General features: G+C 65.7%; 22 protein-coding genes. 18 read left to right on the top strand and 4 right to left on the bottom strand.

Annotated features, from left to right (window positions below; translation table 11 throughout):
* Positions 1 to 200 precede the first annotated feature (200 nt).
* Positions 201 to 851, top strand: a complete 651-nt coding sequence (locus tag Q6A48_RS16080; RefSeq protein ID WP_304555103.1) for a hypothetical protein — start codon at positions 201 to 203, stop codon at positions 849 to 851.
* A gap of 18 nt (positions 852 to 869) precedes the next feature.
* Here Q6A48_RS16080 and cobJ read toward each other — a convergent pair whose 3' ends face one another.
* Genes cobJ through cobG form a run of 4 tightly spaced genes read right to left on the bottom strand, consistent with a single transcriptional unit; the run spans position 870 to position 5,305 of the window.
* The gene (gene cobJ / locus Q6A48_RS16075) at positions 870 to 2,564 is read right to left on the bottom strand and encodes a precorrin-3B C(17)-methyltransferase (RefSeq protein ID WP_304555102.1); all 1,695 of its coding nucleotides are present in this window, start codon (positions 2,562 to 2,564) and stop codon (positions 870 to 872) included.
* On the bottom strand, positions 2,564 to 3,298 hold the full coding sequence (locus Q6A48_RS16070) for a precorrin-2 C(20)-methyltransferase (RefSeq protein WP_304555101.1): 735 nt from the start codon (positions 3,296 to 3,298) through the stop codon (positions 2,564 to 2,566). Before Q6A48_RS16070 ends, cobJ begins: the two co-directional genes overlap by 1 nt.
* Positions 3,295 to 3,921 carry a precorrin-8X methylmutase gene (locus Q6A48_RS16065; protein WP_304555100.1) on the bottom strand — a complete coding sequence of 209 codons (627 nt, stop codon included), beginning with the start codon at positions 3,919 to 3,921 and terminating at the stop codon, positions 3,295 to 3,297. Before Q6A48_RS16065 ends, Q6A48_RS16070 begins: the two co-directional genes overlap by 4 nt.
* Positions 3,914 to 5,305, bottom strand: a complete 1,392-nt coding sequence (gene cobG / locus Q6A48_RS16060) for a precorrin-3B synthase (RefSeq protein ID WP_369811707.1) — start codon at positions 5,303 to 5,305, stop codon at positions 3,914 to 3,916. Before cobG ends, Q6A48_RS16065 begins: the two co-directional genes overlap by 8 nt.
* 275 nt (positions 5,306 to 5,580) lie before the next feature.
* Here cobG and cbiE point away from each other — a divergent pair, with 275 nt between their 5' ends.
* From cbiE to urtD, 17 genes are all read left to right on the top strand, one after another.
* A complete protein-coding gene (cbiE, locus tag Q6A48_RS16055) occupies positions 5,581 to 6,792 on the top strand; it encodes a precorrin-6y C5,15-methyltransferase (decarboxylating) subunit CbiE (RefSeq protein ID WP_304555098.1) in 1,212 nt (403 codons plus the stop codon).
* Complete coding sequence (locus tag Q6A48_RS16050) at positions 6,785 to 7,882, top strand: cobalt-precorrin-5B (C(1))-methyltransferase (protein WP_304555097.1); 1,098 nt, start codon at positions 6,785 to 6,787, stop codon at positions 7,880 to 7,882. The genes cbiE and Q6A48_RS16050 overlap by 8 nt, the downstream gene beginning before the upstream one ends.
* Positions 7,879 to 8,604 (top strand): cobalt-precorrin-6A reductase, encoded by a 726-nt coding sequence (locus tag Q6A48_RS16045; RefSeq protein WP_304555096.1) that lies wholly within the window; start codon positions 7,879 to 7,881, stop codon positions 8,602 to 8,604. The genes Q6A48_RS16050 and Q6A48_RS16045 overlap by 4 nt, the downstream gene beginning before the upstream one ends.
* Before the next feature lie 57 nt (positions 8,605 to 8,661).
* Complete coding sequence (locus Q6A48_RS16040; RefSeq protein WP_304555095.1) at positions 8,662 to 8,997, top strand: type II toxin-antitoxin system RelE/ParE family toxin; 336 nt, start codon at positions 8,662 to 8,664, stop codon at positions 8,995 to 8,997.
* Between the two features lie 3 nt (positions 8,998 to 9,000).
* Positions 9,001 to 9,324, top strand: coding sequence for a helix-turn-helix domain-containing transcriptional regulator (locus tag Q6A48_RS16035; RefSeq protein WP_304555094.1), 324 nt, complete (start codon positions 9,001 to 9,003; stop codon positions 9,322 to 9,324).
* Positions 9,325 to 9,467: 143 nt separating this feature from the next.
* Complete coding sequence (locus Q6A48_RS16030) at positions 9,468 to 9,866, top strand: DUF2946 domain-containing protein (protein ID WP_304555093.1); 399 nt, start codon at positions 9,468 to 9,470, stop codon at positions 9,864 to 9,866.
* A gap of 45 nt (positions 9,867 to 9,911) precedes the next feature.
* Complete coding sequence (locus Q6A48_RS16025; protein ID WP_304555092.1) at positions 9,912 to 10,391, top strand: copper chaperone PCu(A)C; 480 nt, start codon at positions 9,912 to 9,914, stop codon at positions 10,389 to 10,391.
* Positions 10,392 to 10,403: 12 nt separating this feature from the next.
* On the top strand, positions 10,404 to 10,847 hold the full coding sequence (locus Q6A48_RS16020) for a DUF2946 domain-containing protein (protein ID WP_304555091.1): 444 nt from the start codon (positions 10,404 to 10,406) through the stop codon (positions 10,845 to 10,847).
* An 81-nt stretch (positions 10,848 to 10,928) separates the two neighbouring features.
* Positions 10,929 to 13,055: a TonB-dependent copper receptor gene (locus tag Q6A48_RS16015; protein ID WP_304555090.1), complete on the top strand. Its 2,127-nt coding sequence runs from the start codon at positions 10,929 to 10,931 to the stop codon at positions 13,053 to 13,055.
* Between the two features lie 594 nt (positions 13,056 to 13,649).
* Positions 13,650 to 15,029, top strand: coding sequence for a PepSY-associated TM helix domain-containing protein (locus tag Q6A48_RS16010; protein ID WP_304555089.1), 1,380 nt, complete (start codon positions 13,650 to 13,652; stop codon positions 15,027 to 15,029).
* 201 nt (positions 15,030 to 15,230) lie between these two features.
* Positions 15,231 to 16,019: an ABC transporter ATP-binding protein gene (locus Q6A48_RS16005; RefSeq protein WP_304555087.1), complete on the top strand. Its 789-nt coding sequence runs from the start codon at positions 15,231 to 15,233 to the stop codon at positions 16,017 to 16,019.
* On the top strand, positions 16,016 to 16,963 hold the full coding sequence (locus Q6A48_RS16000; protein WP_304555085.1) for an ABC transporter substrate-binding protein: 948 nt from the start codon (positions 16,016 to 16,018) through the stop codon (positions 16,961 to 16,963). Before Q6A48_RS16005 ends, Q6A48_RS16000 begins: the two co-directional genes overlap by 4 nt.
* Entirely contained in the window at positions 16,960 to 17,970 is a 1,011-nt protein-coding gene (locus Q6A48_RS15995; protein WP_304555083.1) for a FecCD family ABC transporter permease, read from the top strand. Before Q6A48_RS16000 ends, Q6A48_RS15995 begins: the two co-directional genes overlap by 4 nt.
* Positions 17,971 to 18,287: 317 nt before the next feature.
* A complete protein-coding gene (gene urtA, locus Q6A48_RS15990; RefSeq protein WP_304555081.1) occupies positions 18,288 to 19,553 on the top strand; it encodes an urea ABC transporter substrate-binding protein in 1,266 nt (421 codons plus the stop codon).
* Between the two features lie 161 nt (positions 19,554 to 19,714).
* The gene (gene urtB, locus Q6A48_RS15985) at positions 19,715 to 21,217 is read left to right on the top strand and encodes an urea ABC transporter permease subunit UrtB (protein WP_304555079.1); all 1,503 of its coding nucleotides are present in this window, start codon (positions 19,715 to 19,717) and stop codon (positions 21,215 to 21,217) included.
* Positions 21,217 to 22,296 (top strand): urea ABC transporter permease subunit UrtC, encoded by a 1,080-nt coding sequence (gene urtC, locus Q6A48_RS15980; RefSeq protein WP_304555077.1) that lies wholly within the window; start codon positions 21,217 to 21,219, stop codon positions 22,294 to 22,296. The genes urtB and urtC overlap by 1 nt, the downstream gene beginning before the upstream one ends.
* Positions 22,293 to 23,153: an urea ABC transporter ATP-binding protein UrtD gene (gene urtD, locus Q6A48_RS15975; protein ID WP_304555075.1), complete on the top strand. Its 861-nt coding sequence runs from the start codon at positions 22,293 to 22,295 to the stop codon at positions 23,151 to 23,153. The genes urtC and urtD overlap by 4 nt, the downstream gene beginning before the upstream one ends.
* The last annotated feature ends 132 nt before the right edge of the window (positions 23,154 to 23,285 follow it).

The raw sequence follows: 23,285 nt of genomic DNA, 5'->3' as shown, positions 1-23,285 counted from the left end.
GCGATCCAGCGCCAATCTAGTTCAATCATTAAAAGAACATCAAACCCTGGCTGATTACAGCGTATGTATATATCAACCACTTCTTTACGCTTCACATTTGTTCGCAAATAAAAAACAGCAAGACCGCTCCGACAACTCACTCATCGAGTTATAAGCAAGTTGCCCCAACTGCAACTTACACCCACCCAGGAGCAGCGTTCATGAATCATCAAACACCGTCAGGCCTGGTCACCGGCCCTAACTTGTTTTCTTATATCGGCGCCTTGCAACTGCAAGAACACAGTGACCTTGCCGATAGCCACAACATCGCGACGAAATCGGCGGACCTGGTCCACCACCGCTATCTCGATTCGAAAAACTGGTTCGAAGAATATGTGCGCACCCTGTGGTTCCTCGGGTGGTCGCTGTATGACGAGGCCATCAACACCCGCACGGCCCATGTCGTCGCGGGTTCCGTGGCGGACTTCCTGGTGCAAAGCGCGAGCGCGATGAAGGACGTGCGCCAGGCCAATGCAATGATCGACACCCTGGACCACCTGGAGTCCGACCCCCTGGCGCTGTCGTCCTTCGATGGCGAAACCCGCCAGGGAGAAACCTTCCAGATCATCCCGACGCGCTACGATGCGCAGGGCCGGCTGAACATCGCCCTCTACAAACTCGAACTGAAGGTGGAAACCAGGCGCAACCGGTTCCTGTTCTGGCGATGGGAGAAACGCTCGGCCACGATCGTCCAGCAACGGGCCTTCATGCAACTGGACCGGCGCGAATTCGAGGCCAAGCGCGCCTTGATGAAGAAAAAACTGGAAGAGCACCGCATGCGGCGGTTCACGTTGAAGAGAACCGCCCCATGAAGCCGCCGCGGAGCGGGATCACGCGCCGGGCTTGTCGCCATACCAGCGTGGCGTGTACACCCACTCGCCGCCTCCGCTGCGCGGGAACACGCAGGTGGTGGAGGAGCCGACCAACACCATGGTGCGCATGTCCACCTGATCCGGGGTCAACTGCCCCAGTGTGGTGACCCGCAGGGTCTGGCCCGGCCGGCCGATATCCCGCCCCAGCACCACGGGCGTCTGCGCGGTGCGGTGCCGGGCCACGATCTCCAGCGCCCGCCCCAGTTGCCAGGGCCGGGATCGGGAAATCGGGTTGTAGAACGCCAGCGCCAGGTCCGCCTCGGCAGCCAGGTCCAGGCGTTTCTCGATGATCGACCACGGCTTGAGGTTGTCCGACAGCGACATCACGCAGAAGTCATGGCCCAACGGTGCGCCCGCCTGGGCCGCCGTCGCCAGCGAAGCCGAGACGCCGGGGAGGATCTGCAGGTCGACCGCGTGCCAGTGGGCATCCGTGGCCTCATGCAAGGCTTCGAGGACGGCGGCGGCCATGGCGAACACGCCCGGGTCGCCGGAGGACACCACGACCACCGAGCGCCCTTGGGCCGCCAGTTCGAAGGCATGACGCGCCCGCTGCATTTCTTCGCGGTTGTCGGTGCAATGCTGCACCTGGTCGGCCCGGAAGGGGCCGGCCATGCGCACGTAGGTTTCATAGCCCAGCACATCGGTGGCGCGATCGAGCTCGGCGCGCACGGCCGGCACCATCAACTCGGCAGCGCCCGGGCCCAGGCCAATCACCGCCAGGCGCCCGCGTGGGCGACCGATGCGCTGCGGGTCGACGGGCTGATCGGCCACCGCGACGGCCCGCTGGCCCAACACCCGGACCGTTGCCGGCTGGCCGAGGGCCGCTTCCAGCCAGGGGCCGGTTTCGCCTGCGGCCGGCGCGAACCGCAGCGGCACGTTCAAGGCCGCCGCGGCGTCATGCAACTCGCTGCGCGCCATGTCGCTGTCCACCGCCAGCAGGCAGGCCAGCGACTGCACGGCCAGGCCGGCTTCGGCCAGGGTTTCGTCAATGGCCGGTGAAGCGCCCGCCGCCAGCGCGACCACGACGGTGCGCGGATAGATGCGCAGCTCGTCCGCCGCCGGCACACCCGCCGCGCTGTCGACACGAATCGCCAACCGCGCCCGTGGGTCCTGGGGCAACTGGGCCGGTTCCAGCCAGGGTGCCGCACCGTCGATACGTACCGATTCGCCGGCCAGCAGGTCGGACACGAAGCGCTTGCCCTGCTCCAGGTCGCCGAGGCGGTAGCCGGTCGGCGGGTTGAGCAGGCAGGTGCCGAAACGCAGTTCGCCACTGGTGGTGATCGCCGCTGCCACGCCCAGCGCCTGGGCCATCTCCCGGGCCATGACATTGACGCCGCCCAGGCCGCCCAACAGCGGCACCACGGCGCTGCCATCCTCGGCCACCGCCAGCACGGGCGGTTCCTCACCCTTTTCCAGCAGCAGCGGCGCGAGGGTGCGAATGACGATGCCGGCGGCGCACAGGGCGATGATCGGCGTGCCCTGGCGATAGAGTTCGCGCAGGGTCGCGCCGAACTCGATGTAGGGGCGATCCGCGCCCTCGACCCGTCCAGCCAGGCCGTGGATCAGCGCGTCCGGATAGCGTTGCTGGAGACGCCGGGCCGTGGCGAGGCTGCCAGGACCGAGGATGACGATGGCCGGTGCGCTGGAGGTCATCAACCCTGCCACCGTTCGCCCGGCACGATGATCAACGAAAAGTACGGCGAGGACATCGGCTCGACCTCATCCAGCGGCACGATCTTCTGGTTGGCCATGGTCGCCCGCTCGACGTAGAGCGCCCGTCCATCGAGCCCCAGTTCCTGGAGCACCTGGCGGACCTTGGGGAAGTTGCGCCCCAGCTTCATGATCACTGCCGCGTCGGCATCGGCCAGGCGACGCTTGAGTTCTTCCAAAGGCAGCACGCCGGAGAGCACCGACAGGCTCTGGTTGCGATACACCAGCGGCGCGCCCAGCACCGAGGCACCGCCCAGCATCGAGCACACGCCGGGGATGACCTCGGCGTCGTAGCGCTCGGCCAGGCGATCGTGCAGGTACATGTAGGAGCCATAGAAAAACGGATCGCCCTCGCAGATCACCGCCACGTCGCGGCCGGCATCCAGGTGCACGGCCAACTGTTCGGCGGCGGTGTCGTAGAAGTCGGCGATGACCTGTTCGTAGGACAGCGGTGCCGGCAGCGCCTCGGTGGTCACCGGGTAGACCAGCGGCAGCAGGGTTTGCGCGTCTTGCAGATGGGCTTCGATGATGCCGAAGGCGTTGCCTTTCTTGCCCTTGGCGACGAAGTACGCCACCACCGGGGATTCGCGCAACAGGCGCAGGGCCTTGACGGTAATCAGTTCCGGGTCACCGGGCCCCACGCCGAGGCCGATCAGACGTCCAGGTTGCTGCATCATTCCACCTCCGTGGCGAGGGCATTGACGGCGGCCGCGGCCATGGCGCTGCCGCCCAGCCGGCCCTGCATGATCACGAACGGGACGCCGCGACTGTCGGCCGCCAGCATCGCCTTGGACTCGGCAGCACCGACGAAGCCGACCGGGAAGCCGAGGATCAGCGCCGGCTTCGGGGCACCGGCGTCGAGCATTTCCAGCAGGTAGAACAACGCGGTCGGCGCATTGCCGATGACCACCACGCTGCCCTCCAGGTGGGGTCGCCACAGTTCCAGGGCGGCGGCCGAGCGGGTGTTGCCCAGCTCGAGGGCCAACGCCGGCACGCGCTCGTCGCGCAGGGTGCAGATCACCGGATTGTTGGCCGGCAGCCGTGCCCGGGTCACGCCTTCGCTGACCATCCGCGCATCGCAGAGGATCGGCGCGCCGGCAGCCAGCGCCTGGCGCCCGGCGGTGCCGGCACCGCTGGAAAACTGCAGGCCGTCGATGGCTTCGACCATGCCGCAGGCGTGGATCACCCGCACCGCGAGTTTCTCCAGGTCGGCCGGAATGCGCGCCAGGTTGGCCTCGGCGCGGATGATCGCGAAGGAGTTGCGATAGATCTCCTGACCGTCGCGGATGTAATCAAGCATCAAGGGAGCTCCGGGGGCGAGCGGCGAGCCAGTGGCCGACCGCTTCAATAGTCAGATGGTGCGCCTGCAACGCGCCGAAACCCGGCAGCGTGGCGTCGCGAAGATACAGGTCGTAGCGACCGGGGGCGACCGCCAGCAAGGTGACGGGCGCGATGTGGGCCGCCGCGCAAGAACGCGGGCACCCGGACAGATGAACCTTCAAGCCCGGGCCAGGGCCAGGCAGCCGCCCGGCCAACTCGCGGGCATCGGCCTTGGTGTCGGCCAGCGCCTTGCCGCAGCCACTGGAACCGGTGCAGGCGATCAGGTGCGCCAGGGGCTGGTCGGCCGAACACAACAGGCCCAGCCGGTCGAGGCGCGCCAGCACTTCGTCGGCGTCCTGGCGACGTACGTTAGGCAGCAGCAGGCTTTGCCAGGGCGTGAAACGCAGCGTGCCGTCCCCCCATTCCCGGGCCAATTGCGCCGCACCCCGCAACCGGTCGGCGTCGAGCCGGCCGAGGGGAGCCGCAGCGCCGACATAGCAGCGCGCGTCGTGTTGGGGATGAATGCCGAGGTGCACGCCATCGCGGGACGCCCCTCGCTGCCAGGCGCCGCACGGCTGCAAGGGGACCCGGTCGGCCAGTCGCTGGATGAACTCGTCGTGAGGGAGTTCGGCCAGCAGGTGGCGCATGCGGGTCTGGTCCGGACGCGCCAGGTCGAGGAACAGTTCCAGCACCGCCACCACCAGCCCATGCCCCTCGGCCAGCGGCACGGCACCGGCCGGTACCTCCCGGGGCGAGCCCGCCAGCCCGAAAACCAGCCACGGCTCGCCGTCGCGCAGCCAGGCCGACAACCACAGGTCGTGGTGGTGATCGAGCATCGCCAGCGCCTCGCCGCCGTCCAGTTGCACGGCGAACTTGGCGGACAATTCGGGGAAGCGTTCATGGGTTTGCAGGGTGACGAGAATCTCGGCGGCCAGCGGGCGGGTATCGAGCAGCATTTGTCGATCGATACCCGCCGTGGGGCTGAGCATCAGGTTGCGCACGTCGTCGCCGGCCGGTTTTCGGGGGCCCAGGCCGGCGGCGAGCAGTGACTCGACCAGGGCGTGGTGTTCGGCAGCGATCCCGCGAATCTGCAGGTTGGCCCGGTTGGTCGCCTCGATCACCCCGCCGGCGAAACGCTCGGCCGCCGACGCGACGGCCTCGGCCTGGTCCGCCCGAATGGCGCCACCGTCGAGCTTGATCCGGCAGATCCCGCCGTCCAGCGCCTGGACGACGCGCAGCAACCCCGGGCAACCCGAGGGGCGGATGACGCTGGAGGATGGCTGTTCGTTCAAGGGCGAAACCGGTCGATAAGACACGCCACGGGGGCGAAGGAGCGCCATTATGCCTGCTTTGCCGGGGGGCATGAAAAGCTTGCCGGTCGGATTGAGGCCAGAGGGCTAAAAAAGTACGAGCGGCCTGATCCGATGATGCCGTCTGTACCGTCGCCTTCGCGAGCAAGCCCGCTCCCACAGGGGTTGCTGCGGATACACACGCTGTGGGCAAACCAGTCCAAGTTGTGGGAGCGGGCTTGCTCGCGAAGGCGATCTAGCGGCCACAATGAAGTTGCGCCAGGCGCCTGATCCGCCGGGGCGCGGTATGATGGCGGCCCGCCAATCCCCCAACCATTCGAGGAACAGAGATGACCCCCTGGCTGACCGTAGTGGGCATCGGTGAAGACGGCTTCAAGGGCCTGGGCCGAACCGCCCGCCATGCGCTGCTGCGGGCCTCGCACATTCTGGGCAGCCCTCGCCAGTTGGCGCTGCTGCCGGTGTGCATTCGCGGCGAACGGACGTCGTGGTCCAGCCCTTTTTCCCTGGACCCGCTGCTGGCGCGACGGGGCGAGCCGGTGTGCGTGCTCGCCAGCGGCGATCCGATGTTCTACGGCGTCGGCGCCAGCCTGGTTAAACAGATACCGATTGAGCAGATGCGGGTCATCCCGGCGCCCTCCTCCTGTTCGCTGGCGGCGGCACGCATGGGCTGGCCGTTGCAGGAGGTGGTCACCCTGTCACTGGTGGCGCGGCCCCTGGCGGCGCTCAATGCGCACCTGTCCAGCGGCGTCAGGCTGCTGCTGTTGAGCAATGATCGCCACAGCCCGGGCGCCGTGGCGGCCCTGCTGCGCGAGCGCGGGTTCGGCGCCAGCCGCATGAGCGTGCTGGAACACCTGGGCGGCGAAGCGGAACGACGCCTCGACGCCAGCGCCGGGCAGTGGTCCGATCCGCAGGTTGCCGACCTCAACCTGATCGCCATCGAATGCCGGGCCGAACCTTCGGCGTTGCGCCTGTCGCGCCTGGCCGGGTTGCCGGACAGCGCTTTCGAACACGACGGCCAGTTGACCAAGCGCGACGTGCGTGCGGTGACGCTGGCGCGACTGGCTCCCACGCCGGGCGAGTTGCTCTGGGATGTCGGCGCCGGCAGCGGCTCCATCGGCATCGAATGGATGCGCGCCCACCCCAGTTGCCGGGCCCTGGCCATTGAAGCCGACGAAGGCCGCCAAGGGCTGATCGAGCGCAACCGCGACAACCTCGGCGTGCCCGGCCTGCAACTGATCCGTGGCCGAGCCCCCCAGGCCCTCGAAGGACTGGAACCCCCGGACGCGGTGTTCATCGGTGGCGGCGTCACCCGTGAAGGCGTGCTCGACACCTGCTGGGCCCGCCTCAAGCCCGGCGGCCGGCTCGTGGCGAATGCCGTGACCCTGCAAAGCGAGATGACCCTCATGGCCTGGCGCGACCGTCACGGCGGCGAATTGACCCGGCTGCACATCGCCCAGGCGCAGCCACTGGGCGAGTTCGACACCTGGCGCCAGGCGTTGCCGATTACCTTGCTGGACCTGACGAAACCTCTCGATGCGTGACGAAACCGCCGAACACCCCGCGCCCCTGCGCAGCGGCCTGACCACCGGCAGCTGCGCCACCGCCACCAGCCTGGCGGCGGCGCGGCTGCTGTTGTGCGGCGTACAGGCCGACGCCGTAGAGATCGTGCTGCCCAAGGGCAAGCAGGTGACCTTGCGCCTGGCGTTCTGCCGCCTGACCCCACAGGGCGCCGAGGCCGGGACCATCAAGGACGCCGGCGACGACCCGGACGTGACCCATGGCGCCCTGTTGTTTTCCCAGGTGCGGTTGACGGCGCAACCCGGCGTGCGCTTCATCGCCGGCGAAGGCGTCGGCACCGTGACGCGACCGGGGCTGGTGCTGGCGGTCGGCGAGCCGGCGATCAACCCGGTGCCGCGCAAGATGATCGGCGACCACTTGGCGCGGCTGGCCGAAGAGACCGGCTACTGCGGTGGCTTCGACGTGACGGTCAATGTCGAGGGCGGTGAAGCCCTGGCCCTGAAAACCATGAACCCTCGGCTGGGGATCCTCGGCGGCCTGTCGATCCTCGGCACCAGCGGCATCGTCCGGCCGTTTTCCTGCGCAGCCTACATCGCCTCGATCCACCAGGGCATCGACGTGGCGAAGACCAACGGTTACCTGCACATCGCCGCGTGCACCGGCAACGCCAGCGAAGACACCATGCGCCGGGTCTACGGCCTGCCGGAAATCGCCCTGATCGAAATGGGCGATTTCGTCGGCGCGGTGCTCAAGCATCTGCGCAAGGTCCCGGTGGACAAGCTCAGCCTCTGTGGCGGCTTTGGCAAAATCAGCAAGCTCGCTGCCGGCCACATGGACCTGCACAGCCGTCATTCGAGCATCGACCTGCCGCAACTGGCCGATTGGGCGGCGGCGATCGGTGCCGACGAAGCCCTGCAACAAGGTATCCGCGCCGCCAACACCAGCCAGCAGGCCTTGGCCATGGCCAGCGCTGCCGGCATCGCCCTGGGCGACGCGGTGTGCGCACACGCCCTGGCCTTCGCCCGAAGCGTGGTGCCGGCCCAGGTCCAAGTGGAAGTCTTCGCCATCGACCGCCAAGGCGCCATCGTTGGCCACGCCGGAGCCTTCGCATGAAACGCATCCTGCTGCTGGGCGGCGTCACCGAAGCCCTGGCCATTGCCCGCACGCTCGACCGCCAGCACATCTACAGCCTGGCGGGCGTGGGCCGCGTCCCCACCGACCTGGCGTGCCAGGTACGCGTCGGCGGCTACGGCGGCGCACACGGCCTGGCGCAATTCATTCGCGAGCAGGGTGTCGACCTGCTGCTGGACGCCACCCACCCCTACGCCGCGCAGATCAGCCACAACGCCGTCCACGCGGCACGCGCCTGCGGCATTGCCTGCTGGGCCCTGCGCCGCCCGGCCTGGCAACCCCGGCCCGGCGACGACTGGCGCGAAGTGGCCGACTGGGCCGAACTGACCCAGGCCCTGCAACCCTTCCACCGCCCCCTGTTCACCCTCGGCCGCGAACCGCTGCAACACCTGCACGAAATCCCCCCGACACAATTCTGGACCCTGCGCGCCCTGGACGTTTACCCCGGCAACGACCGCTGCGAAGTCATCGGCGCCCGCGGCCCGTTCCACATCGACGGCGAGCGCGAACTGTTCGAACGGCGGCGGATCGATGTGCTGGTGAGCAAGAACAGCGGCAGTACGGCTACTGAGCCGAAGCTGGAAGTGGCGCGGGAACGTGGGGTGCCAGTGTTGGTGTTGAAGCGGCCGGTGCTGCCGGAGGTGGATCGGGAGTTTTGGACGTTTGAAGAAACACTTGAGGCGTTGGCATCCGCGACCTCTTGAGACAAGATTCGCTGCCTTGCATGAACAGTAACCTATTTGTTACCTTCAGGGCCGCACGTGATCACACTCGAAGAATATCTCCAAGACAACGATACAGTCCCCTTCAAGCGCTGGTTTTCCAGTTTGGACGTCCAGGCGGCGCTGAAGGTCTCCAATGCACTGATGCGCCTGGAGATGGGTAATACCTCTAATATCAAATGGTTCGACGGCTTAGGGGAGTACCGTATCAATTGGGGTCCTGGTTATCGGGTGTATCTGACCCAAGAGGGCAAACGATTGATCATCTTGTTTGGTGGCGGTGACAAGTCCACTCAGAAAAAAGACATCAAACAAGCAAAAATGCTGATGGCTGAATTTCAGGCCCGGAAGAAAGCAGAAAGGAACATGAGGTAGCGCATGGCTCTCACACGCAGCTATAAACATACGATTGCAGAACGCGCCCAGCAGGACCCTGAATTCGCCCAGGCTCTGTTGGATGAGGCCGCTACTCTATTTTTGAATGGAGAGCCGGAGATGGCGAGGATGATTCTTCGTGACCTCGTCAATGCCACCGTGGGGTTCGAAGAGCTGGCAAAGGAAACATCCAAGCCTAGTAAGAGCCTGCATCGGATGCTTTCGGCAAAGGGCAATCCAAGCATGGATAACCTGGCGGCAATCTTTTCGGTTATTCGCACTACGCTTGGAGTGGACATGCAGGTACATGCTGTGCCGGCGCATTGATTCACGCTGGGGGCCGCTGCAAGACGATCATTGCTACAGTTAACACGCACCCTGCGACCCTACACCGCACATGGCTTTTTTACTTCTCACCCCCGATCAGGCTAAATACCGCCACCTGATCGCCCAACCGAGCGGATTGCCCCATGTCCCGACAACGGCTTGCATTTGCCTGGATCGCCTGCTTCGCAGTGCTGTTCAACATGCTCGCCATGCCGCTTTCCAACAGCGCCGGTGCGACGGGCAATTCACCGGCCGAGCAAATGCTGTGGGGCAGTTTCTGCTCATCCAGCGGCACGAAAATGGTCGCGGTGTCCCTGGGCAAGTTCGAGCAGGGCACGCCGAAACAGGATAATCACTCGACCATGCAGCATTGCTGGTGCTGCGCAGGCTCGGCGTCGCTGGTGGCCCTTGCCGGGCATGTCCCGCAGGTGTATCTGGATGCGCGGCTCACGACCCTCGGCATCACCCCGTCCAAGCTCGACAGCCCCACGCCGCGCCAGCAATGGCCCAGCCTCAATCCCCGCGCCTCGCCTCTGGCCTGATTCCTTTCGCTTCCAACCGCGCCCTGAATCGTCCGGAGAATTGCCATGTTGAACAGACTTATCCTGCTGGCTGCCCTGTTGCTGCCCGTTGGCTTCGCCCAAGCTCACCAGTACACAGTGGGTGACATCGAGATCGCCCATCCCTGGTCCCAGGAATTGCCGCCCAATGCGCCGACCGTGGCGGCTTACTTTGTGCTCCATAACGGCGGCAGCACGGCGGACAAACTACTCAGCGTCGACTCGCCCATCGCCGGCAAGGCCGAGCTCCATGAGCATGTGAAGCAGGACGACCTGATGAAGATGCAGCCTGTGCCCACGGTCGATATCGCACCCGGGGCGACGGTCACCTTCGCGCCGATGGCGTACCACGTGATGCTGCTGGAGCTGAAGGACCGCAGCCTGCTGAGCGACGGCAAGCGCTTCCCCATGACGCTGCATTTCGAAAACGCCGGTGACGTCACCGTCGACGTGGCGGTGCAGAAAAAAGCCCCCGACGGCGACAAGCCCCACCAGCACGCCCAGTAGGCCAAGCCGCCCGTGAGAGCGTTTCGCGCCAGGCCACCCCTGCCCCGCCGCCAGTCCTTGAGCCTGGCACGCGGCAGCTGGATCAGCCTGTTCGCCATGCTGATGATCTTTATCGGTCCGCTGATTTCCCAGTCGATGCCGATGGATCAACGCATGCCCATGAGCATGTCCGTGAAGATGGACATGGGCATGGACATGCCCGCGCAAGCGCACGCCGGGCATGGAGCGCCAGCCGCCGAACACTGCCCGCCGCAAAGCGAGCATCACGCGCTGTGGGAAAAGTGCGGCTATTGCAACCTGCTGTCCAACTGCCCGGCGTTGCCTGGCGGTCACGGCCTGGCGCTGTTCGACGCACCACCCGCCCCTGCCTTTACCAGCCCTTCCCCACGCCTGGGTCATGCCCGGCCGTCTTTCTTCCCGGGTGCCCGCACCCGTGCGCCACCCCTCGCAGCGTAAGCCCGACACACCTCCAACCCGGTCGCACAAGAGCCACAGGCCACCCGACCGTGTCGTCTACGTCTGTTCGATGGAATCATCATGTCCAGGTTTTCTGCCGGCATCGCTTTGGGCGCTGCCCAGGCCAATTGCCCCCCGAATGAGCCACGGGTTCGTTTTCGCTCCACCGTTGCCGCCGTATGCGGCTTGCTACTGACCTCCCATGCGCTGGCCGATGAGCACGATCATCATGAAGGCCACGTCGAGGAACTGAGCCCGACGGTCATCACCGCCATCGCGCCCAGCTCGCCCCTGACCGTCGTCACCGATCCCAAGGCCCCACGCCAACCGGTGCCGGCCAGCGACGGCGGTGACTACCTCAAGACCATTCCCGGCTTCGCCCTGGTGCGCAACGGCGGCACCAACGGCGACCCGGTGTTGCGGGGCATGTTCGGCTCACGGCTGAACATCCTCACCAACGGCAGCATGCTATTGGGTGCTTGCCCAGGCCGGATGGACGCGCCGACGTCCTACATCTCGCCGGAAACCTACGACAAGCTCACCGTGATCAAGGGCCCGCAGACGGTGCTCTGGGGCCCCGGCTCGTCGGCCGGGACCATCCTGTTCGACCGCGAGCCGGAACAGTTCGGCGAATTGGGCAGCCGGGTCAATGCCAGCGTGCTGGCCGCTTCCAACGGTCGCTTCGACAAAGTGGTGGACGCCGCGGCGGGCGGGGCGCTGGGCTACGTCCGGGTGATCGGCAACACCGCTCACTCCGATGACTACCGCGATGGCAACAACGACACGGTGCCGTCGCGCTACGACAAGTGGAACGGCGACGTCACCCTGGGCTGGACGCCCGACGCCGACACCCTGCTGGAGCTGACCGCCGGCAAGGGCGACGGTGAAGCCCGCTACGCCGGGCGAGGCATGGACGGCGCGCAGTTCAAGCGCGAGAGCCTCGGGTTGCGCTTCGAGCGGTCGAACATCGGCGAGGTGCTGGACAAGGTCGAGGCCCAGGTCTACTACAACTACGCCGACCATGTGATGGACAACTACACGCTGCGCACACCGTCCGGCACCGGGATGATGGCCGGGCCCATGGCATCGAATGTCGACCGGCGCACCCTCGGGGCACGCATCAAGGCCACCTGGCGCTGGGCCGACGTGCAACTGATCAGCGGCCTCGACGCCCAGACCAACGAACACCGCCAACGCAGCAGCATGGGAATCGACACCTACAAGGACCTGCCCTACACCAAGGACGCCGACTTCCACAATTACGGCGTGTTCAGCGAACTGACCTGGTACGCCGCCGACCGCGACCGAGTGATCACCGGCGCCCGCCTCGACCGCGCGTCGGCCAAGGATTACCGGCAAAGCATCGGCTCCGGCATGATGACCCGGCCCAACCCCACCGCCGACGACACCCGCGCCGACACCCTGCCCAGCGGTTTCGTCCGCTACGAACACGACCTGGACGACAGTCCCGCGACGGTCTACGCAGGCCTGGGCCACGCGCAACGCTTCCCGGACTACTGGGAGCTGTTCTCGGCGAACACCGGCCCCAGCGGTTCGCTGAATGCCTTCGACGCGATCAAGCCGGAGAAAACCACCCAGTTCGATTTCGGCCTGCAGTACAAGACCGAGACCCTCGAAGCCTGGGCCTCGGGCTACATCGGACAGGTGCGTGACTACATCCTGTTCGACTACACGCCCGGCATGATGGGCAGCACCTCCCGGGCCGAGAATATCGACGCGCGGATCATGGGCGGCGAACTGGGTGCGGCCTATCAGCTGACCGAGCGCTGGAAGGCCGATGCGACCCTGGCCTACGCCTGGGGCAAGAACAGCAGCGATGGCAGCGCCCTGGCGCAGATGCCGCCGCTGGACGCTCGCCTGGGCCTGACCTACAGCGCCGACCGCTGGAGCGCCGGTGCGCTGTGGCGCGTGGTGGCGGCGCAGCACCGGGTCGACGAGAACAGGGGCAACGTGGTGGGCAAGGACTACGGCACCAGCTCGGGGTTCGGGGTCTTCTCCCTCAACGGGGCCTATCGCATCAATCAACACTGGAAGGTCAGCAGCGGCGTCGACAACCTGTTCGGCAAAGCCTATGCCGAGCACCTGAACCTGGCCGGCAACGCCGGGTTCGGCTACCCGGCCAGCGACCCGCAAGCCATCAACGAACCGGGGCGCACACTCTGGACCAAGGTGGATATGAGTTTCTAAAAGCATCGCGGGCAAGCCTTGCTCCCACAGGTATTCCATTGCTGAGGGAGCACAACTTGCCCCACAGATATTCCGATGCTGGGGAGCACAGCTTGCCCCACAGACATTCCGATGCTGGGGAGCACAACTTGTCCCACAGATATTCCGATGCTGGGGAGCACAGCTTGCCCCACAGATATTTCAATGCTGGGGAGCACAACTTGCCCCACAGATATTTCAATGCTGGGGAGCACAGCTTGCCCCACAGATATTCCGATGCTGGGGAGCACAACTTGCCCCACAGATATTCCGATGCTGGGGAGCACAGCTTGCCCCACCGATATTCCAATGCTGAGGGAGCACAGCTTGCCCCACAGATATTCCGATGCTGGGGAGCACAGCTTGCCCCACAGATATTCCAATGCTGGGGAGCACAGCTTGCCCCACAGATATTTCAATGCTGGGGAGCACAACTGCCCCACAGATATTTCAATGCTGGGGAGCACAACTTGTCCCACAGCAATGACAAATACTGTGGGAGCAAGGCTTGCCCGCGATCGGTTGCCCGGCAACCGAAAAACATAACAACCCATTTGCCCTGCGGAGCGCTTTGCAATGAGCCAACCGAAACCGAATTTCTACAACCTGGCCTGGCGCTGGCATTTCTATGCCGGGCTGTTCGTCGCGCCGTTCATGGTGATGCTCGCCCTGACCGGGATCATCTACCTGTTCAAGCCGCAACTCGATCCACTGATGTACGGCAGCCTGCTGAACGTGCCCGCCGGGCACCACACCCTGGCGGCGGATGACTTGCTCAAGCAGGTCCGCCAGGCCTACCCCGAGGGCCAGGTCAAGCAGTACCTGCCCCCGCCCGGCGCCGAGCGCAGCGCGCAATTCGTGGTGATCGACAAGGGTCGCGAACTGAACGTGTTCATCGACCCGTACCACGGCGATGTCCTCGGCGAACAGGATGCCAAGAACAACCTGCAAGCCATGGCACGGGCCATCCACGGCGAGCTGCTGATCGGCACCGTCGGCGACCGCCTGGTGGAGATGGCCGCCGGCTGGGGCGTGGTGCTGGTGGTCTCGGGGCTGTTCCTGTGGTGGCCGCGGGGGCAGTCGTCGGCGGGGGTGCTGTGGCCCCGCTGGAGCGCTCGCGGCCGGTTGTTCTGGCGCGACCTGCACGTGGTCACCGGCTTCTGGGGCGCGGCGCTGCTGTTGGTGATGCTGCTCAGCGGCATGACCTGGACCGGTTTCTGGGGCAAGCAGTACGCCGACCTGTGGAACCGCTTCCCGGCGGCGATGTGGAACGACGTGCCCAAGTCCGACGTCGAGGCCGGCAGCCTCAACAACGCCCACCGCCAGACCGTGCCCTGGGCCATGGAAAACACGCCGATGCCCATGTCCGGCGACCACGCCGAACACATGAACCACGGCGGCGCCCACGAGGGCCCTGCCGCACCGGCCGTCAGCCTGCAAGCGGTGCAGGACATCGCCACCGACCGCAAGGTGGAGCCTGGCTACAGCATCACCTTGCCGACCACGTCGACCGGCGTGTTCACCATCGCCGTGTTCGCCGATGACCCGCGCAACGACGCGACGCTGCACGTCGACCAGTACACCGGCAAGGTCCTGGCCGATGTGCGCTGGGCCGACTACAGCGTGGTCGCCCGCGCCACCGAGACCGGCGTGATGCTGCACGAGGGCAAGATGTTCGGCCCGGTGAACCAGATCATCGTGCTGCTGATCTGCCTGATGATCCTGCTCAGCGCCGTGAGCGGCGTGGTGATCTGGTGGAAGCGCCGGCCCCAGGGCAAGTTCGGTGTACCGCCGCTGCGCCACGACCTGCCGACGTGGAAGACCGGGGTCTTCATCATGCTGGCCCTGGCGGTGGTGTTTCCGCTGGTGGGCGCCTCCCTGGTGGTGGTGTGGCTGCTGGATCGGTTCGTCGTGCGCATCAATCGCCGGGCTGAAGTGGCTTCATCTTCACGTTGAAGACGCCGCGTTAACGGAAGGCGGCGCGAAACCTCTACAATCGCGCCCGCCTTTCAAACACTGAACACCCTCTCCCTGTGGGAGCGAGCTTGCTCGCGATGGCGGCAGCACTTCAACAATGATGCAAGCTGAACCGCCGCTATCGCGAGCAAGCTCGCTCCCACAGGTGACGCGTGCGCCACCCATGATTTGAGTAGCTCCATGACCTCGCTGACCCTCTCCCACCTCGCCTGGACGCCCCTGGGCCACGGCCATTGTCATCACCAGTTCCAACTGCGTGACGTCACGTTGCAGGTGGCCGCCGGGGAGTTCGTCGGGTTGATCGGGCCCAACGGCAGCGGCAAGACCAGCCTGCTGCGCTGCGCCTACCGCTTCAGCCGGCCGGAAAGCGGTGAGGTGGCGCTGGCCCATCACAATGTCTGGAAACAGTCCGCGCGCTGGTGCGCCCAGCGCATCGCCGTGGTCCTGCAAGAGTTTCCCGACGCCTTCGGCCTGACCGTGGAAGAAGTGGTCGCCATGGGCCGCATGCCCCACCAGGGCCTGTTCGATGGCGACAGCCAGGAAGATCGGCGCCTGGTCCTCGCCGCGCTGGCGGCGGCCGGGCTCGAAGGCTTTGAAGACCACGGGTTCGCCACGTTGTCGGGCGGTGAAAAGCAGCGGGTGATCCTGGCCCGCGCCTTGGCCCAGCAACCGCAATTGCTGATCCTCGATGAGCCGACCAACCACCTGGACCCGCGTTACCAATTGCAATTGCTGCAACTGATCAAGGGCCTGGGCATCGGCACCCTCGCCAGCCTCCACGACTTGAACCTGGCCGCCGCGTTCTGCGACCGGTTGTACGTGATCGACCACGGGCGCGTGGTCGCCAGCGGCACGCCAGCGCAGGTCCTGACGGTCGAGCTGTTGCGCGAGGTGTTCGGCATCGACGCCCTGGTGGACGAACATCCCTTGTCCGGCTACCCACGAATCACTTGGATAACCCCATCATGACCCTGCGTCTTCTGCTATTGCTCCCGTTGTTGCTGGGCGCCACCCAGGCCCTGGCCGAAGCCACCCGATACCCGCTGACCCTCCAGAGCTGCAACCGCCAGGTGGTGTTCAACCAAGCCCCTCGCCATGCGGTCAGCCATGACATCAACATGACCCAGATGATGCTCGCCCTGGGGCTCAAGCCGCGCATGGCCGGCTACAGTGGCATCAGCGGCTGGAAATCGGTGACGCCCGAGATGGCGAAGATCCTCGACGGCCTGCCGGAACTGGCGGCCAAGTACCCGTCGGTGGAAACCCTGCTCGGTGCCAACGTCGATTTCTTTTTCGCCGGCTGGGACTATGGCATGCGCGTGGGCGGCGACCTGACGCCGCAGACCCTGCAACCGCTGGGCATCAACGTGTACGAACTGACCGAATCCTGCGCGTTCGTGATGAAGCGCCCCGCCGCGTCGCTGGACGACACCTATAACGACCTGCGCAATCTCGGCAAGATTTTCGACGTGCAGGACCGCGCCAACGCCCTGATCGCCACGATGCAGGCCCAAGTGGCGCAAGTGCGCCAGCACCTGCCCGCCCGGCAACCCCGGGTGTTCCTGTACGACAGCGGCGAAGACCGGGCCATGACCTCCGGGCGCCTGGGCATGCCCCAGGCGCTGATCGACGCGGCCGGCGGGCGCAACATCCTCGATGACCTGGAAACCAGCTGGACCCGGGTGAACTGGGAGAACGTGGTCGAGCGCAACCCCGAGGTCATCGTGATCGTCGACTACGGCGAAGTCAGTGCCGAGCAAAAGGAACAATTCCTGCTGAACCATCCGGCGTTGCAATCGGTGGAGGCCATCAAGCAGCGGCGCTTCATCGTGATCCCCTACGTCCAGGCCACGCCGGGGATCGATAACGTGCTGGCGGTGCAGACCCTGGCCCAGGGCTTCCAAGCCCGATGAACACCGGTCGCTATGGCGCGCTGCTGACGCTCCTTGCCGCACTGCTGCTGGTGTCGTGCGTGGTGTCCCTGGGTTTCGGCCCGGCGCGGGTGCCCGTGGCGGTGGTCTGGGACATCCTCTTGAACAAGGCCTTCGGCGTGGGCAGCGTGCACTGGACGGCTGGCCAGGAGCACATCGTCTGGCTGATCCGCGTGCCGCGCCTGCTGCTCGGGGCGCTGGTGGGCGCGGGGCTGGCGCTGATCGGCGCGGTGCTGCAAGCGGTCACGCGCAACCCGCTGGCCGATCCGCACTTGCTGGGGGTCACCTCCGGCGCGACCCTGGGGGCGGTCATCGTGGTGCTGCATGTCGGTGAACTGATCGGCCTGCTGACCTTGCCCCTTGCCGCGTTCCTCGGCGCGCTGCTGAGCATGCTGCTGGTGCTGGCGATCGCCAGCCGGCAGGGGCGCCTGGAAAGCGATCGCCTGTTGCTGTGCGGCGTGGCGGTGTCCTTCGTGATGATGGCGGCGGCCAACCTGTTGCTGTTCCTGGGTGACCACCGCGCCAGTTCCGCGGTGATGTTCTGGATGCTCGGCGGCCTGGGCCTGGCGCGTTGGGCACTGCTCGCCGTGCCGGCCGCCAGCGTATTGCTCGGGCTGGTCCTGCTGCTGGGCATGGCCCGCCCGCTGAACGCCTTGATGGCCGGCGAACAGACCGCCGTGACCCTGGGCCTGAACGCCGCGAGGGTGCGGCTATGGATCTTCCTGATCGCCTCGCTGATGACTGGCGTGCTGGTGTCCATCAGCGGCTCGATTGGCTTTGTCGGGCTGATGGTCCCGCACATCGCCCGGCGCCTGGTGGGCGCCGAGCATCGCCGCCTGCTGCCCGCCTGCGTGCTGCTGGGCAGCCTGTTCCTGGTGTGGGTGGATGTGGCGGCGCGGACGTTGATCGCACCGGAAGACTTGCCGATCGGGGTCGCCACCGCCGCTATCGGCGGGTTGTTTTTCATCGGGCTGATGCGCCGTCGATGACGCCTGATTTGCACAATAACCTGTGGGAGCGAGCTTGCTCGCGATGGCGGTGGATCAGCCACTTTCTAATCTGACTGATCTGCTATCGCGAGCAAGCTCGCTCCCACAGGAGTATTGCGCCCCTCTCGCCCCAATGTGGCGCACCTCTTCGCACCAGCCCCCGCAATGCGTTCACTCATGGTGCGTCCGCTTCCTCGCACCCCACACCAACCCCGCATTTCAAAGCCTTCCCCCGACCGGGCACACCCCTTGCAAAAGCACCTCCAGCGTTTGCATCTGCCCTCGAAAAAAACTCATAAGTCCACGGAGATCGCACAATGAAGCGTCGTAGCTTGATCAAGGCTTTTACACTCTCGGCAAGCATTGCCGCGATGGGCATGGCCTGGACCGTCCAGGCCGCCGAGACCATCAAGGTCGGCATCCTGCATTCGCTGTCCGGCACCATGGCGATCTCCGAGACATCTCTCAAGGACATGGCGCTGATGACCATCGACGAGATCAATGCCAAGGGTGGGGTCAATGGCAAGAAGCTCGAAGCGGTGGTCGTGGACCCGGCGTCGAACTGGCCGCTGTTCGCCGAAAAGGGCCGGCAGTTGCTGACCCAGGACAAAGTCGCCGTGGTGTTCGGCTGCTGGACGTCGGTGTCGCGCAAATCGGTGTTGCCGGTGTTCGAAGAACTCAACGGCCTGCTGTTCTACCCGGTGCAATACGAAGGCGAAGAGATGTCGCCGAACGTGTTCTACACCGGTGCCGCGCCGAACCAACAGGCGATCCCGGCGGTGGAATACCTGATGAGCGAGGAAGGCGGCAGCGCCAAGCGCTACTTCCTGCTGGGCACCGACTACGTCTATCCGCGCACCACCAACAAGATCCTGCGCGCATTCCTGCACGCCAAAGGCGTTGCCGACAAGGACATCGAAGAGGTCTACACCCCGTTCGGCCACAGCGATTACCAGACCATCGTCGCCAACATCAAGAAGTTCTCGGCGGGCGGCAAGACCGCAGTCATCTCCACGGTCAACGGCGACTCCAACGTCCCCTTCTACAAGGAATTGGCTAACCAGGGCCTGAAAGCCACCGACGTCCCGGTCGTGGCCTTCTCGGTAGGCGAGGAAGAACTGCGCGGCATCGACACCAAGCCACTGGTGGGCAACCTGGCGGCGTGGAACTACTTCGAGTCAGTGGATAACCCGGCGAACAAAAAATTCGTCGACGCCTGGAAAGCCTACGCCAAGGCCAAGAACCTGCCGGGTGCCGACAAGGCGGTGACCAACGACCCGATGGAAGCCACCTACGTCGGCATCCACATGTGGGCCCAAGCGGTGGAAAAAGCCAAGTCCACCGACGTCGACAAGGTGCGCGAAGCCCTGGCCGGCCAGACCTTCGCCGCACCGTCGGGCTACACCCTGACCATGGACAAGACCAACCACCACTTGCACAAGCCAGTGATGATCGGCGAGATCCAGGCCGACGGTCAGTTCAACGTGGTCTGGCAGACCGAAGGCCCGATCCGCGCCCAACCGTGGAGCCCGTTCATCGCCGGCAACGACAAGAAGCCCGACTATGCGGTGAAGGGTAACTGAGCCATGGGTGTCGGTTCCGAGCACGGCGCTCGGGTCCGGCACAAATCCCTGTGGGAGCGAGCTTGCTCGCGATAGCGGCCTTACATTCGACACTGATGTGACTGACCCACCGCCATCGCGAGCAAGCTCGCTCCCACATTGTCCGCGCAAGGCGACTCTCTATGCCCACTGCCCTTTACCGCCTCATCCTCGCCATCGCCTTGTTCCTGCCGATGGCCGCCCATGCCGGCGACGCCGAAGACTTCGTCGCCGCCAACCCGACCCAGCAGGCCAGGCTCCTGGAGGATTGGGCCGCGCAGCCCGAGCCCGGGCGTGTCGAGTTGATCGCCGCCTTGCAGCAAGGCCAGTTGACCCTCGACGGCCAGCCCAAGACCCTGCGCCTGAACAATCGCTTGCGCGGGCTGATCGAAACCGCCCTCGCCAGCCATCAGTTGCTTGCCGCCGATGCCCGCCTACGCCTGGGCGCCGCCCAGCAACTGCAAAAAAGTGCCCGCCCGGCGCAGTTGGCGTTCCTCGACCGGCAATTGGCCGGCGAGCAGGACGAAGCGGTACACGCCGCCCTGAGCCTGGCCCTGGCGAACCTGCAACTGGTGGACGCCAACCCGGGCGTGCGCCTGGCCGCGGTGCGGTTGCTGGGGGAAACCGGCGACCCCCTGGCCCGTACGCGCCTCGAAGGGTTGCTGGAACCGGGTGTCGAGACCGATGCCGCTGTGCGCACCGCCGCCGAAACCAGCCTGGCCCAGGTCAAGCGCAAGCTGCTGGTGGGCGAGTTGCTGGGCCAGGCGTTCAGCGGCATGTCGCTGGGCTCGATCCTGCTGCTCGCCGCCCTCGGCCTGGCGATCACCTTCGGGCTGCTGGGGGTGATCAACATGGCCCACGGCGAGATGCTCATGTTGGGCGCCTATTCCACCTACATGGTGCAGTTGCTGCTCCAGCGCTTCGCCCCGAACGCCATCGAGTTCTACCCGCTGGTCGCCCTGCCGGTGGCGTTCTTCATCACTGCCGCCATCGGCATGGCCCTGGAGCGCACGGTGATCCGCCACCTCTACGGGCGCCCACTGGAAACCCTGCTCGCCACCTGGGGCATCAGCCTGATGCTGATTCAACTGGTGCGCCTGGTGTTCGGCGCGCAGAACGTCGAAGTCGCCAACCCGGCCTGGCTCTCGGGCGGGATCCAGGTGTTGCCGAACCTGGTGCTGCCGTACAACCGCATCGTGATCATCGCCTTCGCGCTGTTCGTGGTGGTGCTGACCTGGTTGCTGCTGAACAAGACGCGCCTGGGCCTGAACGTGCGCGCGGTGACCCAGAACCGCAACATGGCCGCCTGCTGCGGCGTGCCCACCGGTCGCGTGGACATGCTCGCCTTCGGCCTCGGCTCGGGCATCGCCGGGCTCGGTGGCGTCGCCCTGAGCCAGATCGGCAACGTCGGCCCGGACCTGGGCCAGGGCTACATCATCGACTCGTTCCTGGTGGTGGTGCTTGGCGGTGTCGGCCAGTTGGCCGGTAGCGTGTTCGCCGCGTTCGGCCTGGGCATCGCCAACAAGATCCTCGAACCGCAGATCGGCGCCGTGCTCGGCAAGATCCTCATCCTGGCGTTGATCATTCTGTTCATCCAGAAGCGTCCGCAAGGCCTCTTCGCGCTCAAAGGACGGGTAATCGACTGATGAACCAGCCCCTGATGCTCACGGCCACGCAAAAGGCCGGCCCCAAAGTCACCCTCGTCGTCGGCGCGCTGATCCTGGCGGTGCTGCTGAGCCTGCCGCTGCTGTCGCTGTTGGCGGCGGACAACCCGCTGCATGTCTCGGCCTATACCCTGACGCTGGTGGGCAAGATTCTCTGCTACGCCATCGTCGCCCTGGCGCTGGACCTGGTCTGGGGGTATGCCGGGCTGCTCTCGCTGGGCCACGGACTGTTCTTCGCCCTGGGCGGCTACGCCATGGGTATGTACCTGATGCGCCAGGCCGCCGGCGACGGCTTGCCGGCCTTCATGACGTTCCTGTCATGGAGCGAACTGCCCTGGTACTGGGCCGGCACCGACCGCTTCCTCTGGGCCCTGTGCCTGGTGGTGCTGGCGCCGGGGTTGCTGGCGCTGGTGTTCGGCTTCTTCGCCTTTCGCTCGCGGATCAAGGGTGTGTACTTCTCCATCATGACCCAGGCCCTGACGTTCGCCGGGATGCTGCTGTTTTTCCGCAACGAAACCGGCTTTGGCGGCAACAACGGCTTCACCAACTTCCGCACGATCCTGGGTTTCGGCATCACTGAGCCCGGCACCCGCGCGGTGCTGTTCCTCGCCACCGTAATGCTGTTGGTCGCGAGCCTGTTCATCGGCTGGCGCCTGGCCCGCAGCAAGTTCGGCCGGGTGCTGACCGCCCTGCGGGACGCGGAAAACCGCCTGATGTTCTGTGGCTACGATCCCCGGGGGTTCAAGCTGTTCGTCTGGGTGCTGAGCGCGGTGCTGTGCGGCCTGGCCGGGGCGCTGTACGTGCCGCAGGTGGGCATCATCAACCCCAGCGAAATGTCGCCGACCAATTCCATCGAAGCCGCCGTTTGGGTCGCCCTCGGCGGGCGCGGCACGCTGATCGGGCCGCTGCTGGGCGCTGGCGTGGTCAATGGCATGAAGAGCTGGTTCACCGTGGCGTTTCCCGAGTACTGGCTGTTCTTCCTTGGCGCGCTGTTCATCCTCGTGACCTTGTATCTGCCCAAGGGCGTGATCGGGCTGCTGAAGAAAAGGGGCGAATCATGAGAATCACACCCACGGCCGAATTCATGCTCGAACCGATCCTGGATGCCAGCCGGGACCCAGGCAGCAGCCGCGACGCCCTCGGCCTCGGCCAGGCCGCGGGCAAGGGCCTGGACACCCGCCACGGGACGATCCTGACCCTGGAGGACATCAGCGTCAGTTTCGATGGTTTCAAGGCCTTGAACGACCTGAACCTGTACATCGGCGTCGGCGAGCTGCGCTGTGTCATCGGCCCCAACGGCGCGGGCAAGACCACGCTGATGGACGTGATCACCGGCAAGACCCGGCCCAGCCACGGCAAGGCCTGGTTCGGCGAAACCCTGGACTTGACCGGCATGAGCGAAGTGCAGATCGCCCAGGCCGGCATCGGCCGCAAGTTCCAGAAGCCCACGGTGTTCGAAGCCCTGAGCGTGTTCGAGAACCTGGAGCTGGCCCTCAAGACCGACAAGTCGGTGTGGGCCAGCCTGCGGGCAAGGCTCAGCGGCGAGCAGCACGACCGTATCGGCGAAGTGCTGGAGACCGTTCGACTCGCCCCGTCGGTGCATCGTCCGGCCGGGTTGCTGTCCCACGGGCAGAAGCAATTCCTGGAAATCGGCATGCTGCTGGTCCAGGACCCGCAACTGTTGCTGCTGGACGAACCCGTGGCCGGCATGACCGACGCCGAGACCGACTTCACCGCCGAGCTGTTCAAGTCCCTGGCGGGCAAGCATTCGTTGATGGTGGTGGAACATGACATGGGCTTCGTCGGCAGCATCGCCGACCACGTGACGGTGCTGCACCAGGGCAGCGTGCTGGCCGAAGGGTCGTTGGCGCAGGTGCAGGAGAATGAGCGGGTGATCGAGGTGTATCTCGGTCGATAGTCCGCAAACACATTTCCTCTGTGGGAGCGGGCTTGTGGGGGGGGGGGGCGGGGGCGCCCCCCCCCCCCCCCCCCCCCCCCCCCCCCCCCCCCCCACCCCCCCCCCCCCCCCCCCCCCCCCCCACCCCCCCCC

It is taken from the genome of Pseudomonas citrullilanati, from assembly GCF_030580855.1.
GTDB lineage: Bacteria > Pseudomonadota > Gammaproteobacteria > Pseudomonadales > Pseudomonadaceae > Aquipseudomonas > Aquipseudomonas citrulli.
This window is presented reverse-complemented; position numbering and strand designations above follow the sequence as displayed.

What these genes read in the sequence shown, in the direction of transcription:
- Q6A48_RS16080 (WP_304555103.1), top strand. Translation starts at nt 201, where the DNA reads ATGAATCATCAAACACCGTCAGGCCTGGTCACCGGCCCTAACTTGTTT.
- cobJ (WP_304555102.1), bottom strand. Translation starts at nt 2,564, where the DNA reads ATGACCTCCAGCGCACCGGCCATCGTCATCCTCGGTCCTGGCAGCCTC.
- Q6A48_RS16070 (WP_304555101.1), bottom strand. Translation starts at nt 3,298, where the DNA reads ATGATGCAGCAACCTGGACGTCTGATCGGCCTCGGCGTGGGGCCCGGT.
- Q6A48_RS16065 (WP_304555100.1), bottom strand. Translation starts at nt 3,921, where the DNA reads ATGCTTGATTACATCCGCGACGGTCAGGAGATCTATCGCAACTCCTTC.
- cobG (WP_369811707.1), bottom strand. Translation starts at nt 5,305, where the DNA reads ATGCCCCCCGGCAAAGCAGGCATAATGGCGCTCCTTCGCCCCCGTGGC.
- cbiE (WP_304555098.1), top strand. Translation starts at nt 5,581, where the DNA reads ATGACCCCCTGGCTGACCGTAGTGGGCATCGGTGAAGACGGCTTCAAG.
- Q6A48_RS16050 (WP_304555097.1), top strand. Translation starts at nt 6,785, where the DNA reads ATGCGTGACGAAACCGCCGAACACCCCGCGCCCCTGCGCAGCGGCCTG.
- Q6A48_RS16045 (WP_304555096.1), top strand. Translation starts at nt 7,879, where the DNA reads ATGAAACGCATCCTGCTGCTGGGCGGCGTCACCGAAGCCCTGGCCATT.
- Q6A48_RS16035 (WP_304555094.1), top strand. Translation starts at nt 9,001, where the DNA reads ATGGCTCTCACACGCAGCTATAAACATACGATTGCAGAACGCGCCCAG.
- Q6A48_RS16030 (WP_304555093.1), top strand. Translation starts at nt 9,468, where the DNA reads ATGTCCCGACAACGGCTTGCATTTGCCTGGATCGCCTGCTTCGCAGTG.
- Q6A48_RS16025 (WP_304555092.1), top strand. Translation starts at nt 9,912, where the DNA reads ATGTTGAACAGACTTATCCTGCTGGCTGCCCTGTTGCTGCCCGTTGGC.
- Q6A48_RS16015 (WP_304555090.1), top strand. Translation starts at nt 10,929, where the DNA reads ATGTCCAGGTTTTCTGCCGGCATCGCTTTGGGCGCTGCCCAGGCCAAT.
- Q6A48_RS16010 (WP_304555089.1), top strand. Translation starts at nt 13,650, where the DNA reads ATGAGCCAACCGAAACCGAATTTCTACAACCTGGCCTGGCGCTGGCAT.
- Q6A48_RS16005 (WP_304555087.1), top strand. Translation starts at nt 15,231, where the DNA reads ATGACCTCGCTGACCCTCTCCCACCTCGCCTGGACGCCCCTGGGCCAC.
- Q6A48_RS16000 (WP_304555085.1), top strand. Translation starts at nt 16,016, where the DNA reads ATGACCCTGCGTCTTCTGCTATTGCTCCCGTTGTTGCTGGGCGCCACC.
- Q6A48_RS15995 (WP_304555083.1), top strand. Translation starts at nt 16,960, where the DNA reads ATGAACACCGGTCGCTATGGCGCGCTGCTGACGCTCCTTGCCGCACTG.
- urtA (WP_304555081.1), top strand. Translation starts at nt 18,288, where the DNA reads ATGAAGCGTCGTAGCTTGATCAAGGCTTTTACACTCTCGGCAAGCATT.
- urtB (WP_304555079.1), top strand. Translation starts at nt 19,715, where the DNA reads ATGCCCACTGCCCTTTACCGCCTCATCCTCGCCATCGCCTTGTTCCTG.
- urtC (WP_304555077.1), top strand. Translation starts at nt 21,217, where the DNA reads ATGAACCAGCCCCTGATGCTCACGGCCACGCAAAAGGCCGGCCCCAAA.
- urtD (WP_304555075.1), top strand. Translation starts at nt 22,293, where the DNA reads ATGAGAATCACACCCACGGCCGAATTCATGCTCGAACCGATCCTGGAT.